At 34.1% G+C, this 16342-nt stretch carries 13 protein-coding genes; 7 read left to right on the top strand and 6 right to left on the bottom strand.

The features are described from left to right. Positions 1 to 175: 175 nt before the first annotated feature. The 3 genes from BD847_RS07075 to BD847_RS07065 all read left to right on the top strand — a co-directional run bounded on the left by BD847_RS07075 (position 176) and on the right by BD847_RS07065 (position 3293). Entirely contained in the window at positions 176 to 451 is a 276-nt protein-coding gene (locus BD847_RS07075; protein WP_115887595.1) for a hypothetical protein, read from the top strand. 99 nt (positions 452 to 550) lie between these two features. Further along, positions 551 to 2608, top strand: a complete 2058-nt coding sequence (locus BD847_RS07070; protein ID WP_167443833.1) for a tetratricopeptide repeat-containing sensor histidine kinase — start codon at positions 551 to 553, stop codon at positions 2606 to 2608. Next, on the top strand, positions 2598 to 3293 hold the full coding sequence (locus BD847_RS07065) for a response regulator (protein ID WP_115887593.1): 696 nt from the start codon (positions 2598 to 2600) through the stop codon (positions 3291 to 3293). Before BD847_RS07070 ends, BD847_RS07065 begins: the two co-directional genes overlap by 11 nt. Before the next feature lie 89 nt (positions 3294 to 3382). On the opposite strand, the gene thiL is transcribed toward BD847_RS07065, so the two are convergent. Then, complete coding sequence (gene thiL / locus BD847_RS07060; RefSeq protein WP_115887592.1) at positions 3383 to 4429, bottom strand: thiamine-phosphate kinase; 1047 nt, start codon at positions 4427 to 4429, stop codon at positions 3383 to 3385. 256 nt (positions 4430 to 4685) lie between these two features. On the opposite strand from thiL, the gene BD847_RS07055 reads away from it, so the two are divergent. Together BD847_RS07055 and BD847_RS07050 are read left to right on the top strand one after the other, a co-directional pair. Further along, positions 4686 to 5168, top strand: coding sequence for a DinB family protein (locus BD847_RS07055; protein ID WP_115887591.1), 483 nt, complete (start codon positions 4686 to 4688; stop codon positions 5166 to 5168). Positions 5169 to 5211: 43 nt separating this feature from the next. Beyond that, complete coding sequence (locus tag BD847_RS07050) at positions 5212 to 5712, top strand: DinB family protein (protein WP_115887590.1); 501 nt, start codon at positions 5212 to 5214, stop codon at positions 5710 to 5712. Positions 5713 to 5759: 47 nt separating this feature from the next. On the opposite strand, the gene BD847_RS07045 is transcribed toward BD847_RS07050, so the two are convergent. The 5 genes from BD847_RS07045 to BD847_RS07025 all read right to left on the bottom strand — a co-directional run bounded on the left by BD847_RS07045 (position 5760) and on the right by BD847_RS07025 (position 11103). Next, positions 5760 to 6722 carry a helix-turn-helix transcriptional regulator gene (locus BD847_RS07045; protein ID WP_115887589.1) on the bottom strand — a complete coding sequence of 321 codons (963 nt, stop codon included), beginning with the start codon at positions 6720 to 6722 and terminating at the stop codon, positions 5760 to 5762. A gap of 111 nt (positions 6723 to 6833) precedes the next feature. Continuing rightward, positions 6834 to 7451 carry an outer membrane beta-barrel protein gene (locus BD847_RS07040; RefSeq protein ID WP_115887588.1) on the bottom strand — a complete coding sequence of 206 codons (618 nt, stop codon included), beginning with the start codon at positions 7449 to 7451 and terminating at the stop codon, positions 6834 to 6836. A gap of 262 nt (positions 7452 to 7713) precedes the next feature. After that, positions 7714 to 9510 carry a translation elongation factor 4 gene (lepA, locus tag BD847_RS07035; protein WP_111287390.1) on the bottom strand — a complete coding sequence of 599 codons (1797 nt, stop codon included), beginning with the start codon at positions 9508 to 9510 and terminating at the stop codon, positions 7714 to 7716. Between the two features lie 162 nt (positions 9511 to 9672). Next, positions 9673 to 10380, bottom strand: a complete 708-nt coding sequence (locus BD847_RS07030; protein WP_115887587.1) for an NUDIX hydrolase — start codon at positions 10378 to 10380, stop codon at positions 9673 to 9675. A gap of 6 nt (positions 10381 to 10386) precedes the next feature. Then, the gene (locus tag BD847_RS07025; protein ID WP_115887586.1) at positions 10387 to 11103 is read right to left on the bottom strand and encodes an NUDIX hydrolase; all 717 of its coding nucleotides are present in this window, start codon (positions 11101 to 11103) and stop codon (positions 10387 to 10389) included. Between the two features lie 506 nt (positions 11104 to 11609). Between BD847_RS07025 and BD847_RS07020 the strand changes: the two genes are divergently transcribed. Together BD847_RS07020 and BD847_RS07015 are read left to right on the top strand one after the other, a co-directional pair. Next, positions 11610 to 14738, top strand: a complete 3129-nt coding sequence (locus BD847_RS07020; RefSeq protein WP_115887585.1) for a SusC/RagA family TonB-linked outer membrane protein — start codon at positions 11610 to 11612, stop codon at positions 14736 to 14738. Positions 14739 to 14749: 11 nt separating this feature from the next. After that, entirely contained in the window at positions 14750 to 16321 is a 1572-nt protein-coding gene (locus BD847_RS07015; RefSeq protein ID WP_115887584.1) for a RagB/SusD family nutrient uptake outer membrane protein, read from the top strand. Positions 16322 to 16342: the final 21 nt, after the last annotated feature.

Raw genomic sequence — 16342 nt, 5'->3', positions numbered from 1 at the left:
ATGTGAAGCGTTTACATTGATTTGACGTCCAATGACTATCATTTGGGCATGATTCACCATAAACTGGTTTTTTCATGTAAATTTTTTTTGTTCCTGGGTATAATTTTACACCAACGAATCGCAGAGAGCGGTTCCTCCAAAAACAAAACAAACGAACATTTAAATACCTCAAATTATGAAAAAAACAGCTTTAACATTCGGATTATTCTCTTTAGTAGTAGTAGCAACTTCTTTTTCTGCTCCTGAAAATGTAAAATCTTCTACATATGCAATGAATACATCTGTTGATATTGATGGTGGACAAAAAACTGGACAAGATAGAAAACTTGATGTTATGGCTCCTATCGATGGTGGACAAAAAACAGGTCAGGATAGAAAACTTGATTTCGCTAATGTTGGTGGTTTTGGATCTGATTCTCAATCAGCTACAGCAAACAGAAAAATCGACTAATTTATTTAGTTTCAAAAATATAATAAAAAGGCTATCATTTTTTGATAGCCTTTTTTTGTATCTATAGTTTTACTATTTTTGGTAAAAATCAGGTACATATTGAAAAAACATTGTCAAATATTATTGCTTTTATTTCTCGCATTATTTGGTTGTACCAAAAAAAACAGCACAGATAAAAGTATTGTTTCTTCAAAAGACAGTCTTTCAACTTACCTCACACTCGCGAATGACATTAATCTTCCGTATGATTTTAAGCAGAAATACAATAAAAAGGCTTTAACGATCATTTTAAGTGAAGAAGATGATTCTCTCAATAAAGTAAATTTGTTTAAGGTTGCCAACCGTTATTACAATATGAATGATTTAAAATCATATGGTAATATCTCAAGGCTTATTGTAGAGCGTTCTAAAAAGACCAAAGATTCATTAAATTTGGCAAAAGCCTATACCTATTTGGGGGATTATTATAGCTCCCAAACTATTTCTGACAGTGCATTTTTGGTTTATTTTAAAGCAGAAAAAGTATACTTGCGCATAAATGATGACATCAATTTGGCAAAAACGTACTTGAGCAAAGCCAATCTTCAGTTTAATGAAAGTGATTTGTTTGAGAGCGAACTTACTGTTTTTAAAGCATTAAAAATTCTTAAGCAAAAAGAAAATGTCAGTAATTTATTATATCAGTGCTATAATCTTTTAGGTATTTTGTATAATGAAAGAGAAGATTATGCCAAAGCTTTAGAATATCATAATAAGGCTTTAAAAATACTGAAAGACAAGTCTATTGCCGCAGAATTGCAATTGACAGCAACTTCGCTTAATAACATAGGTTTTGTTTATTTAAGTATGAAGGATTATGCGAAAGCAAAAACAAGTTTCCAAAAAGGACTCGAACAGGAAAATCTATTTAAAGAAAGTACCACACTTTATGCAATGCTTTTGGATAATCTGGCATATTCCAAGTTTAAACTGAACGAATTTGAAGATCTTCCGAAGCAATTCTTTGATGCTTTACAAATAAGAGATAGTTTAAAACAGACTTCGGGTATTATTTTGAATAAAATCCATTTGTCTGAATATTATGCTGTTCAGAAAGATACTTTCAGAGCGATTCAGTTTTCGAGACAGGCTTTGATTTTGTCCCGAAGTTCAAATAAATTAAGAAATACGCTTGAGGCTTTAAAGCAAATTGCAGTTGTAGATCCGCGAAATGCATCATTGTATTCGGAACAGTACATTCGAATCAATGAAAGATTGCAGAAAGCAGAGCGAAATATGGGGGAGAAATTTTCTCGAATTGAATATGAAACAAATGAAATAAAAGATCAAAACTCAAATCTTCAGGAAAAGAACAAAACATTAGTATATGTTTTTAGTATTTGTACATTGTTGGGACTGTTTTTTTATGTTTATAAAACCCAACAAGCCAAAAACAGGGAACTGCTTTTTAAACAGCAACAGCAAATTGCCAATGAAGATATTTATAATTTAATGATTTCTCAGCAAAACGAGATTGAGAGAACCCGAATTAAGGAAAAACAAAAGGTTGCACAAGAACTTCATGATGGTGTTTTGGGCCGAATGTTTGGTGTGAGAATAAGTCTTGACAGTTTGGACAAAATTGATGAAGCACTTGCAACAACGAAGCGAAAAAAGTATTTAACGGAGTTGAAACATATTGAAGAAGACATCCGTGAAATTTCGCATGATTTAAATAGAGAAAAATCAGAATTAATTAATAATTTTGTCGCGATTCTTAAGAAACTATTTGAAAATCAGCGTAACACATATTTTTCAAAATTAATTACGACATTTGATTCTCATATAAATTGGGATTTGGTAAGCAATACTGTAAAGATCAATTTATACAGAATTATTCAGGAAGCGCTTCAAAATTGTAATAAATATGCAGAAGCTGATATCATTAGAGTAGAATTTAAAAGTGAAGTAAATCATTTGGTTTTAACTGTTTTTGATGATGGAGTTGGCTTTAACACAAAAAGAAGGAAGAACGGAATAGGTTTACATAACATTATGTACAGAGCGGCAGAATGTAAAGGCACAGCCACAATAAAATCGGCCAAAGGAGAAGGAACGGTTCTCATAGTTAAAATCCCAATCGAGCAAAAAATTAACCTACATAATAATGACATTTGACACAGCCCCTTTTTCGCCTGCACTCAAGCGAAATATCTTAATTGTCGACGATCATCCTTTTATAATTGAAGGATACAAAAATGCAATAACACGATATAATCCAAAAGATTATGAGTTTGTAATTGCTCAGGCTTACGACTGTAAATCGGCTTATGATTTATTGGATGGAGAAGCTACACCAAATTTTGATATCGCTTTTCTAGATATCAGTATGCCCGCTTATGAAGAAAAAGAGCTTTTTTCCGGAGAAGATCTGGCAAAACTAATTATGCATAAAATGCCGCATTGCAAGATTATCCTTCTTACGATGTATACGGAATTGCTTAAGATAAAAACCATTATACGAGCAATAAACCCGAATGGTTTAATTATAAAAAACGATCTTACTTTTGACGAATTGCTTTTTGCTTTCGACAGAGTGATGAAAAATGAAAAGTACTACAGCCAGTCGGTAGTGAAAATGTTGAATCAGTCGACTCATAATTCGATCGAAATTGATCAGTTTGACAAACAGATTTTGTTTCACCTTTCAAAAGGAACACGTGTAGAAGAAATGTCACATTATATTCCGATTTCGGCCGTGGCTATTGAAAAACGAAAAGTAAACTTGAAAGATTTGCTTAAAATAAGAACCGGTTCAGATGAAGAATTGGTAAAAGAAGCAAAAAGTAAAGGGCTCTTTTAGAATAAAAAATCCAATAAAAATTAAATTCCAAATTCCAAATGCGTTATGCCATTGGAATTTGGAATTTTTTATTTGGAATTTTTTAGAATTTATTCGCTCAAAGCATCCCAGCCACGCGCTTTTAAAGCAATTTTCGTGTTTGCACGGGTTACAAGGTGAATTCCTTCACTTTCGTCTGCCATATGGCCTATAATGGAGAAATTTGGATTTCCTTTTATTTTGTCAAAATCGTTGATGTCGATTGTAAACAAAAGTTCGTAATCTTCACCACCATTAATTGCAACTGTAGTACTGTCAATATTGAATTCTTCGCAAGTCGAAATAAACTGCGGATCCAATGGTAGTTTATCTTCATACAAATTACATCCTACTTTTGATTGTTTACAGATATGAATAATTTCAGAAGATAATCCGTCCGAAATATCAATCATCGAAGTTGGTTTTATTTCTAAAGCGTGCAAAAGCGTACGAACATCTGTACGTGCTTCCGGTTTTAGCTGACGCTCGATTAAATAGCTGTACATATCTAAATCAGGCTGACTGTTTGGGTTTACCTGAAAAACTTGTTTTTCGCGCTCTAAAACTTGTAATCCCATATAAGCTGCACCAATATCTCCGGTCACAACCAGTAGATCGGTTTGTTTGGCTCCGTTTCTATAAGCGATTTCATTTTCATCAGCTTCGCCAATTGCTGTAATGCTGATAATTAATCCTTTTTGAGATGAGGTTGTGTCTCCGCCAATAACATCTACTTTATATTCTTTTGCAGCATGCGTAATTCCGTCAAATAATTCTTCTAAAGCTTCCAACGGAAAACGATTCGAAACAGCAACAGAAACCGTTATTTGAGTTGGTTTCGCATTCATCGCACATATATCAGACAAATTGACTACAACTGCTTTGTAGCCTAAATGTTTTAATGGCATATAAGCCAGGTCAAAATGTACGCCTTCAATCAATAAATCGGTAGAAACAACAACTTTTTTATCCTTAAAATCTAAAATTGCTGCATCGTCGCCAATACTTTTTAAAGTGGATTCCTGAGTGATATCAAAGTTTCGGGTTAAATGGTCAATAAGGCCAAATTCGCCTAATTGTGCTATACTGGTACGCTGCGGATTTTTATCTTCAATCATTTTCTTTCTGAGTTCCAAAGTTATTAAGGTGCAAAGGTACAAAGGATTTTCCTGTAGAGACGCATTTTAATGCGTCTAACACAACGGGAGGAAATTAATAATGGAAATACTGGATGTCATAAAGGGCGTGAGACGCATTGAAATGCGTCTCTACGGCAGGAAAAAAAATTTTTAAAATATTTTTTTTCCTGCTGACAAACTGTTGTCACCGACCCATTTTACCTTTGAAATATCAAAACTTTAAAACCTTAAAATCATGAAAACATTAGAAGCACAAGTAATTACTTCAGAAGATTTATTGAAACACTGGCAAGGACATCGCGCACTAACACGTCGCTTGATCGAGATTTTTCCTGAAAAAGATTTCTTTGAATTTTCGATAGGAGGTATGCGTCCTTTTGCAAAATTGGTTGATGAGCTTTTAGCAATTGCTGCTCCGGCATTAAAAGGAATTGTAAATCGCGACAGCAAGCCGTATACTGAAGGAGAAGAAAAACTGATTTTTAAAGCGCAATATCTTGAAAAATGGGATCAATCTACATCTGAAATCAATAAATACTGGGAGCAGTTATCTGTAGAAGATTTTAGCGAAAATTTTAATTTGTTTGGACAGTACGAATTCCCAATCATTCAGAATATTTTGTATTTTATTGATAATGAAGTGCATCACCGCGGTCAGGCGTATGTGTATTTGAGAGCTTTAAACATCGAACCACCATTTTTTTGGGAAAGACAATAAACGTTTGTTGTAACTTTATTTAAAATCTAAAAAATTAACGACTATGAGTTTGAAAAAGATAATGTCAAATTATGCAGATTATAATTTATGGGTAAATCAGCAATTTGTGAATTGGCTTTCGCCGAAATCTTCCGAATTGCTTTATACAGAAGTGCCTTCAAGTTTTTCTACCATTATAAAAACATTGGATCATATCTGGTCAACAGAAGAATATTGGTTTTCTGTAATTTCAGAAAGTGATTTATTTGTAAAGAAACCGGAAAATGAAATGTCAAAAGAAGAAATCTTTTCGGGTTTATTAAATTCATCGGCAAAATTGAAGCATTTTATAAATTCATTGTCAGAAGAAGATTTAAGTAAAGAAGTTAAAATCGTAAATCCGTGGTTTGAATGTGAATTACCAATCGCCGATTACTTGATTCAGGTAATAAATCACGGCACTTATCATCGAGGGCAAATTGTGACGATGGGTCGAAATATTGGCATAACCGATGCATCAAATACCGATTATAATTTTTATAATGTTGTAAAACAACAACAATAGAAATTAAAAACCTCTAATGCAATTATATTGCATTAGAGGTTTTTTTCTTATAAAAGCCTTTGTTTGTTGACTTCTATTAATTTTAAAGTATTTGTTTTCAATATTTCCGGTTCAAGAATTGTGGCATAATCTCCAAACATTAAAAACCACCTTGGAAAAGCGTTTTCTATGTCACGGCACATAAAAGTCATTTCGATTTTTTCGTCAACTTCTTTCTCCGAAATATAACCGTGATATTTTCTTTCCGTTGCCAAATATCTTGCGATTTTTTTGTCAATCAAAAGTCTGACTTTTGTAGTCGGAATGGTTTCGGTTTGCGATAAATAGGTTTCCAGAGAATTATGTTCGATTGTAAAATCAAGTTCTGTTTTTTTAATTTCCTGAATACGGTCCGTTCGAAATTGGCGGTAATCTTTCCGCAAATGACAATAACCAAGAAAATACCAATTGTTATGATCGTGAAATACACCAACGGGTTCTAAATTCCGTTGCGTAGTTTCGTCTTTGTCAAACGTTTTATAGGTTAATAGAATCTGTTTTTTCTCCGCAATACCTTCAAACAAAACAGCCAGTGTATTTGGTGAATTATCATTGAACATTGGTTCGGTAGTTGCGGTTTGCATCAAAACCCTGGATTCGATATTTGAAAGATAATCTTTGTCACCGCTTCTCAAAACCGATTTCAGTTTATACATCGCCGATGCATAATGGCTTCCAAGTGAGGGATCAGTAAATTTTTGCATTAATTTTTCAGCGGCAATAAAACTGCTCACTTCTTCACGGGTAAACATTACGGGAGGTAACCTGTAACCTTCCATTAAAGCATAGCCAACTCCGGCTTCACTATAAATAGGCACTCCGGAAGCTTCCAGTGTTCGAATGTCTCGATAGATTGTTCTTAAGCTACAATCAAAACGATCTGCCAATTCCTGCGCTCTTACAATTTTTTTAGATTGTAATTGAATCAGAATAGCGACAATTCGGTCAAATCGTTTTGGAGTTTCATCCATTTTTTTAGGGTTCAAAGGTTTGGAGGATCAAAGTTACAAAGGTTAAAGCTTTTTAGAAATAAAAAAGCTGTCCCAAATTGAGACAGCTTTGTATGTAAATTTCTGAAGAAATTAAAATTTGTACAAAAGCCCAAACTTAGGTTGTGTAAAGATATTATTAAACAAATTGATGTTTAATTCGAATGTGTTTGAAGATGGACCATTTTCTGGAGAAACACTGTTGTACGATAGTAAGTTAGCCAGTACGAAAGTTACCGCGATGTTTTTAGTTACAAAATAGTTTAGACCGACATTAATATTTGCAGTAAGACTGTTGCTGTCATCAGAGCCTGTTGGGTCTTCTACTTTGTTTCGGCCATAGCCTAATCCAGCTTCGCCATACGCTTTGAAACGTTTTTTGTCTAATTCTAAGACGTAGTATCTTGCAAACCCTCCAATACCGAAAATATTAGTTTTAGTGTCAGTAGATTCATATTTGTCACTTGAAAAACTAATTTGTCCACCAACGGCAAATTTGTCATTAAGGAAATATCCAAATTTGGGATTAAAAGCATAAAAATCGCGGTCGCCGCCAGTAGCAATTTGCAAAGCACCTTCGACAAACATATCACCGTGAGCAAAAGTAATTCCTTTTGCAGAATTCATTTCAGAATTAACTTGATCTTCCTGTTGTGCACTGGCAAAGTAAAATGTAAATAAGCCTAGAATAATTGAAAATTTGGTTTTCATAATCTTACAGTTTTAAAGTTGTAGGATTAAAAATACAAATTTTAGTGTAAAATTAACTTTAAGTTCGATGAACTGTGTTAAAAATCAGGTATTTATGTGGTTTTTTTAGTGTAAATAAGATTAATCTTACTTAAAAAATCTATATTTTTAACTATTTGATAATCAGGAACAAGTTGGAAATAAACAAAAAACCCAATAACTTTCGTCATTGGGTTTAATCTATAATCTTGTTTCTTTATTCTTTCTTCTAAATAAAAAAAATCTAGTCATTCAATTTCAAAACAGCCATAAATGCTTCTTGCGGAATCTCAACATTTCCTACCTGGCGCATACGTTTTTTACCTTTTTTCTGTTTTTCAAGAAGTTTACGCTTACGCGAAATATCTCCACCATAACATTTTGCGGTAACGTCTTTACGAAGTGCTTTAATCGTTTCACGAGCGATAATTTTTGCTCCAATTGCAGCCTGAATCGGAATATCGAATTGCTGTCTTGGGATCAATTCTCGTAATTTTTCGGTCATTTTTTTACCGATGTTGTACGCGTTATCTTCGTGAATCAATGCAGAAAGTGCATCAACGGTTTGAGCATTCAAAAGAACGTCCAATTTCACTAATTTAGAAGTTCTCATTCCGATAGGAGAATAATCGAAAGAAGCATAACCTTTAGAAACAGTTTTTAAACGATCGTAAAAATCGAATACAATTTCCGCCAAAGGCATGTCAAAATTCAACTCAACTCTTTCAGTTGTTAAGTATGTTTGGTTGGTAATTAAACCACGTTTTTCGATACATAAACTCATTACGTTTCCAACAAAGTCAGATTTTGTAATGATCGTAGCTTTGATAAACGGCTCTTCAACTCTGTCCAGTTTTGAAGGTTCCGGTAAATCAGAAGGGTTGTTTACAATTAATGCTTTTTCAGGCTCTTTTTTGGTGTAAGCCAAATACGAAACGTTAGGAACTGTAGTAATTACAGTCATGTCGAACTCACGCTCTAAACGTTCCTGGATGATTTCCATGTGAAGCATTCCTAAGAATCCGCAACGGAAACCAAATCCTAATGCAGCAGAACTTTCAGGAGTGAAAACTAATGAAGCATCATTCAATTGTAATTTTTCCATTGAAGAACGTAAATCTTCGTAATCTTCAGTATCAACAGGATAAATTCCGGCAAATACCATTGGTTTTACGTCCTCAAAACCTGTAATCATATTAGTTGTCGGCACTTTTGCATCTGTAATTGTATCACCTACTTTTACTTCGCGTGCTTCTTTAATTCCTGAAATTAAATATCCAACATCTCCGGCAGAAACGACATTTTTAGGAACTTGGTTTAATTTTAAAGTTCCAATTTCGTCAGCAAAATATTCATTGTCTGTAGCCATGAATTTAATTTTCTGACCTTTTTTAATTTCACCGTTTACAACTCTAAAAATTACTTCGATTCCACGAAACGGATTATAAACCGAGTCAAAAATCAAAGCTTGTAATGGCTCATCAGGATTTCCTTTCGGAGCTGGAATTTTTTCGATAATAGCCGCCAAAATATTTTCAACACCAAAACCTGTTTTTCCCGAAGCATGAATAATATCTTCTAATTTACAACCAAGTAAATCAATAATATCGTCACTTACTTCTTCAGGATTAGCACTTGGTAAATCAACTTTATTCAAAACCGGAATAATTTCCAGATCATTTTCTAAAGCCAAATATAAGTTCGAAATAGTTTGCGCCTGAATACTTTGTGCAGCATCAACAATCAAAAGTGCACCTTCGCAGGCAGCAATCGATCTTGAAACTTCGTATGAAAAGTCAACGTGACCAGGAGTGTCAATTAGATTTAAAATATATTCTTCTCCTTTATAAGTATATTCCATTTGAATGGCGTGACTTTTAATGGTGATTCCACGCTCACGCTCCAGATCCATGTTGTCAAGCAATTGTGCTTTTTCTTCACGAGCTGTAACGGTTTGTGTAGCGCCCAATAAACGGTCTGCCAGTGTACTTTTACCGTGGTCAATGTGTGCAATAATGCAAAAGTTACGTATCTTCTTCATTTTAATATATCAATTCTCTAATTGAGTTTTAGTCTTTTTGTGGGTATAAACACCGCTCCGGCAATTACTTTAGGGCAGTTATTAAGGCGCAAAGATAGCGCAAAGTTTTGGATTCTGGAATGCTCAGCAGCCGATAGTTAAATATGAAATTTAAATTCGGACTTAAAATTCAAAATTAAATCCTTTTTCTGTTAATTTTTTGTAGATCTCTGGATCAAATTTATAGAGTTTAGCCGCTCGATGCGAAACATCCTGTTGCTTTTCATCTAAGGCAACTAATAGTTTCATATGAAGAATTTTTCGTCTGAAATTCGATTTGTCCAATTCAATTCCGAGAATCTCTTCATATAGATGCATCAATTGCAATAAAGTAAATTTTTCTGGTAGTAAATTAAAACCAATTGGTGCCTGACGCACACGGTTTTGAAGTTGCTTCAGACTGAAATCGAAAATTTCGTTATGATCAAATATTAATTTCGGAAGATCTTTTATTTTGTACCATTTTGCTTCGATAACTGTTTGACTTGCTTTTATATTATAGTCTTCACGATTCACGAGCGTGTAATAACCAATTGTAACAACTCGTCTGTCGCTGACCCTTTTTGGATCGGTAAAAGCTTTAAGTTGCTCCAGATAAATATTATCTAGTGTTGTTAATTCGTATACAATTCTTTGTGCTGCTTCGTCTGCACTTTCTTCTTTTTTGAGATATCCTCCCAGTAATCCCCATTTTCCGATACTTTCTCCTTCTGCGTGTTGCACCAAAAGTACTTCAAGACTTGCTTTATTAAATCCGAAAATGGCACAGTCAATTGTTATACCGTCTACGGCTGGAGTGTTTGTTGTTTGTGTATTAATTTGAGAGGTCATTATGGTTTAAAATTCAAAATTAAATCCTTTTTCAGTTAGCTTATTGTAAATTTCAGGATCAAACTTATACAATTTTGCGGCTCGATGCGAAACATCTTGTTGTTTTTCGTCTAAAGCAGCTAAAAGTTTCATGTGAAGAATTTTTCGGCGAAAGTTCGATTTGTCCATTTCAATGCCTAAAATTTCTTCGTATAAATGCATTAGTTGTAATAAAGTGAATTTTTCCGGAAGGAGATTAAATCCAATTGGAGCCTGACGAACCCTGTTGCGAAGGTGCTGTAAACTGTAGGATAAGATTTCATTATGATCATAAATAAGATCAGGAATGCTGTTGATTTTATACCACTTGGCATCAGCGGCCGTAAAACCGGCTTTAATATTATAATCTTCTCTTTTTACGAGAGCATAGTAGCCTATAGTAATAACACGGCGAAGCGGAAAACGATCCGGATCGCCAAATGCTTTCAATTGTTCCAGATATATATTGTCAAGTCCGGTAAGTTCATTCAACAATCGGTGAGCTGCATTGTCTGTGCTTTCTTTCTTGTAAATCCATCCGCCGGGAAGTCCCCATTTTCCTTTGCTGATACCTTCGCCATGTTGTACTAAAAGTACTTCAAGACTTCCTTCGTCAAATCCAAATACAACGCAGTCAATGGTGATTGCGTTCATCGCATTTTGTTCGCTAATTGCAACAGAGTCGGCATCTACTTTTCTAACCATATGCGAAATAAATTTTGACAAATTAAACAAATAAAATGCATAACTGTCTTTGTTGATTAATTAATATTTTTTTAACAACTAATGAAATTGACGTTCAGTGCTTTAGAATCGTTAAAAAACAGCCTCAAAGATTTTGTTTTCTTTAAATAGTTGATTGTCAAAATCATACTTCGTTATTTTTTCATCATTTTTTATTTCAATTTTCTTTTAATCCTTGTTGTATTGATAAAAATGGTTGGATTTAAATTAGAATAAAAAAAAAATAACCTTAATATTTTGCTAATATAGAAAAAAAGTTTTACACTTGTAGTCAAATTTACCATAAGATATTTTCAATTTGACTATAAGTTTATTTATGAATAATTTTTTAAATCCAAAAAAGGTAAAAAAAGAAGGTTTTGAAAAAATCGTACTTCAATGATTTTTTGAAAATCCATTAAAGCAGAAACTTATCACATAGACAATTATAAACGTAACTAACTTAATTTAACCAACTCTTATTTATTATGAAAAGCAAATATTGTATTAAAACATTGCTTCCGTTTTTTACGGCTCTGTTTTTTAGCTTATTTATGATACAGTCAGGTTTTGCTCAGGCACAATCCCGATCTGTAAGCGGAACTGTAACATCGGGTACAGACGGAATGGGAATTCCCGGAGCATCAGTTGCTGTAGAAGGAACAAAAATTGGCGCTGCAACCGATTTTGACGGGAATTATAAAATAGAAGCAAAAACCGGTGATGTGCTTGTTTTTACTTTTATCGGGTACAAAAAACAAAGAATTACTGTAGGAACTCAAAAAACAGTAAATGTTAAACTAGAAGAAGAAACTGCAGAACTTAAAGAAGTTGTAGTAGTTGGATACGGCTCACAAAAGAAAACCCTTGTAACCAATGCTGTTACTCAGGTTAGCGGAGAGAGCCTTGTAAAAACCAATACTACAAATGCACTTCAGGCACTTCAGGGGCAGGCAGCTGGTCTTCAGGTTACATCAACTTCAGGACAACCGGGAGAAGGTCTGAATGTAGTAATCAGAGGGGCTGGTTCGATAGCGGGTACGTCACCTTTATATGTTGTAGACGGAATATTGACAGGCGATATTTCTTATTTAAGCAACTCGGATATTGAATCTATTTCTGTTTTAAAAGATGCTGCTTCTGCTGCAATCTACGGATCTCAGGCTTCAAACGGGGTTATCTTGGTAACAACTAAAAAAGGAAAACGCGGAGCATCTGGCCAAATTACATTTGATCAATATTACGGAGTACAATCTGTAGCAAGAAAAATGGATATGCTTGATGCAACAGAATATGCTACAATATTAAACGAAGCGGCTGTAAACTCAGGGAAGAACCCTTATTTTACAAATGCTCAAATCGCTCAGTTAGGTGCAGGAACAAACTGGGTAGATAAAATGATTACTGATAACGCAGCGACTAAAAATTTCGCTTTTGGTGCATCGGGAGGTTCTGAAACTTCAGTTTACTCATCTTCATTATCTTACTTAGGTCAAGAAGGAGTTGTTGGTGGAGCAGATTTATCTAACTATGAGCGTTACAATTTCAGATTCAACTCAGAGCACAAACTTTACAAAGATGTTGTAACTTTTGGACAGAATTTAAGTTTCGCTTATATCAATAAAAACGGAATTGGAGTTGGTAATCAATACAACAACTCTTTAAGAAGTGCATTTCAGACTAATCCATTGTTGCCAATGTATGATGCTGAAGGAAATTACTACGATACTACAAAAAACTCTGAACCATGGTTGGCTGGTGTAGCAAATCCTTATGCTATGATGGTTTATAACAATCAAAATGAGAACAACAATCAGAAATTATTAGGAAACGTTTATTTACAAATTGAGCCTATCAAGAATTTGACATTCAAAACAACTTTAGGACTTGATTATTATGCAGGCGAAGGTCATTCTTATAAACCTGTATATCACTTGTCAACGTATGCAAATAATGATTTTGATACTGTGAATCAAAACATGAATAAAGGTAAAACTCTTACTTGGGATAACTTATTGACATACAAATTTAACGTTGCAGATGATCACCATTTTGAAACAATGTTAGGTACATCATCTATCAATTATGATGGTACTTCAGTATCAGTTACCAATGCAGATTCTGTTTTTAATGATTTGGAGCATGCTTGGATCGACAACACTACAAACAAAGCCGGTGCTAAAATTGCTATCAAAGGTATCAAGCAAGAGACAAAAAGAATGTCTTATTTTGGAAGATTAAATTACAACTACAAAGAAACGTATTTATTAAATGCGACTTTTAGAATGGATGGATCTTCTATTTTTTCTAAAGAAAATCAATGGGGTTATTTCCCATCAGTTTCTGCAGGATGGATTGTAACAAATGAAGAATTCCTGAGAGATGCAAGCTGGATTGATTTCTTAAAATTAAGAGGAAGCTGGGGACAAGTTGGAAATCAAAATGCAAGAGCTTTCCAATACTTATCACCGATAAAAACAGATTATACAAACTATATTTTTGGTAATGCAGAAGGCGAATTAACTCCAGGAGCATATCCTAACAGATTATCAAATCCTGATTTAAAATGGGAAACTTCAGAACAAGTTGACTTTGGTTTTGATGCAAGGTTCTTGAAAAATGCATTGAACGTTACTTTCGATGTTTATAAGAAAACGAACAAAGACTGGTTAATTTTAGCTCCGGTTTTAGCAACAGCAGGTGCTGATCCAGCTTATACAAATGGTGGAGATGTAGTGAATAAAGGTGTTGAGTTGTCTTTATCTTATCAGAATAAAATTGGCGATTTCAATTATAGTATTAGTGCAAATGGTGCATATAATGAAAATAAAGTGGGACAAATACCTTCTCAGGACGGTATTATTCACGGATTGAATAATGAACTTTATGATAATGCAGGTGAATTCTACAGAGCACAAAACGGATTTCCTTTAGGTTATTTCTGGGGATATAAAACAGGAGGAGTTTTCCAAAATCAAGAGCAAATCGATAATTACAAATCTGCAAATGGAGTGGTTTTACAACCAAATGCAGCGCCTGGAGACATCATTTATGTAAATACAAATGGCGATGATAAAATTGATGCTACTGATAAAACAAGCATCGGAAAACCAAATCCTGATTTTACTTACGGTTTTTCTGTGTCAGCTAGTTATAAAGCTTTCGACTTCTCGCTTAACGCGAATGGTGTTGCAGGAAATGAAATCGTACAATCGTACAGAAACCAATCTGGTGCGTACGGAAATTATACGACTGCTATTTTAGACCGTTGGCATGGTGAAGGTTCTTCGAATACAGTTCCTAGAGTAACAGAAGACAACAGAAACTTTACTCAATTCTCAGATTTGTATATTCAAAAAGGAGACTTTTTAAGAATTAATACTGTAACATTAGGATTTGATTTAGCAAAAATGAAACAATCTAAACCATTTTTTGCAAGTCAATTCAGAGTTTATTTCTCAGTATTGAACCTTTATACTTTCACAAAATATGATGGTATGGATCCAGAGATTGGATTTGGTTCTTCAAATGATGACCAAAAGTTTTCTTCAGGTGTTGACGTAGGTTACTACCCAAGACCAAGAACATTCATGATGGGATTAAATATTAAACTTTAATAAATAAAAAGATGAAAAATACATATTTATATATTTTCTGTTTTAGTTTATTGTCTTTGGGCTCTTGTAGTTTAGAAACAGAACCTATGACGCAAACAGATACAAACTTTTACAAAACTACAGACGATGCTTATTCTGCATTAGTAGGATGTTATGATGGAATGCAGGTTGCAACAGGAGCTGCAGGAATGGGAGTGCCAGTGATAAGTGAGGTAATGTCTGACGATTGTTTTGGAGGAACAGGAAACTCAGATGGATACAATTATGCAGCTGTTGATGAGTTTGATATCAAACGTTCACCATCAGATGTTGACATGTTAAATGGAAACTGGATTGCTTACTATAAAGCACTTTATCGTTGCAACATTTTCTTGAGTAAAATGGATCAAATTGATTGGCAAGGTGATACGGCTTCAAAAAATATGTATATTTCTGAAACAAGATTTATCAGAGCGTATCTTTATTTTGAAATGGTTCGTCTTTGGGGAAATATTCCATTATTAACGGTACCATCTTCTGAAAATATTCCTCAGGCAAATCCTGATGAAGTGTATAAAGTAATTGCAGAAGATTTAGTTTTCGCAGCTGATAATTTGCCTTCAGTAGCTTACAACGCTACAACTAGCGGACGTGTTACAAAATGGGCAGCAAAATCTTTATTAGGTCGTGTTTATTTATACTACACAGGATATTATGGAAAAACTGATTTAGCGGGAGTTGTAACTAAAGCGCAAGCTTTGGCACATTTGGAAGATGTAGTTACTTCTAGCGGACATGGTTTACTTGAGGATTTCTCAACACTTTGGCCAGCTGCTTCTGTAGATAAATATGCAGGTGAAAATAACAGAGAAAATGTGTTTTCTATAAAATATACGTATACAAGTGACTATAACGGAAATACAGATGGTAACCACTGGTTAGTAATGTTCGGAATGAGAGAGTATTCATCTTATCCTTATGGACGTGGTTGGGGAGTTACAGTTAATTCTAAATTGTACAATGCATACAGCGCTAATGATACTAGACGTACAGCAACTGTAATTGGAATTACTGAAGAAAAAATCAATTTTGATAAAATCAACAATCAAAGAGAATATACAGGTTACTACAACAAAAAATATACACCAATGGTGGATAAAGACGGAAAAGATCTTCCGCTTACAATGGGTAGCCAATTCTGGGATATTAGCCAGTTTCAGGATTATGTAGTCTTAAGATATGCTGATGTTTTATTGATGGCAGCTGAATTAGGCAGCGGAAATGCGCAGGCTTATTTTGATGAAGTGAGAAAAAGAGCTTATAAAACGGCTTACACACCACTTGCTGTAAATCAGGATAATATTATGAATGAAAGACATTTAGAATTTGCGCTTGAAGGAGTTAGATATTGGGATTTATTACGTCAGGGAGTTGGGAAAGCTTCTACTACTATTGCTGAAACTACATCGTTGTTAAATGGAGGAGTTCCAACTACAAAAACAATTTCGGCAGCAAATATCCAAAATACAAAAGGTCTGCAACAAATTCCTAACACGCAAATTACATTGTCAGGTGGAGTTTTAAAACAAAATACCGGTTGGTAATTTTAACTTAAAAAAGAAAGA

The sequence above is a fragment of the Flavobacterium cutihirudinis genome, assembly GCF_003385895.1.
Taxonomy (GTDB): Bacteria; Bacteroidota; Bacteroidia; order Flavobacteriales; family Flavobacteriaceae; genus Flavobacterium; species Flavobacterium cutihirudinis.
The sequence above is the reverse complement of the archived record's forward strand: the minus strand, read 5'-3'. Positions and strand labels throughout refer to the sequence as shown.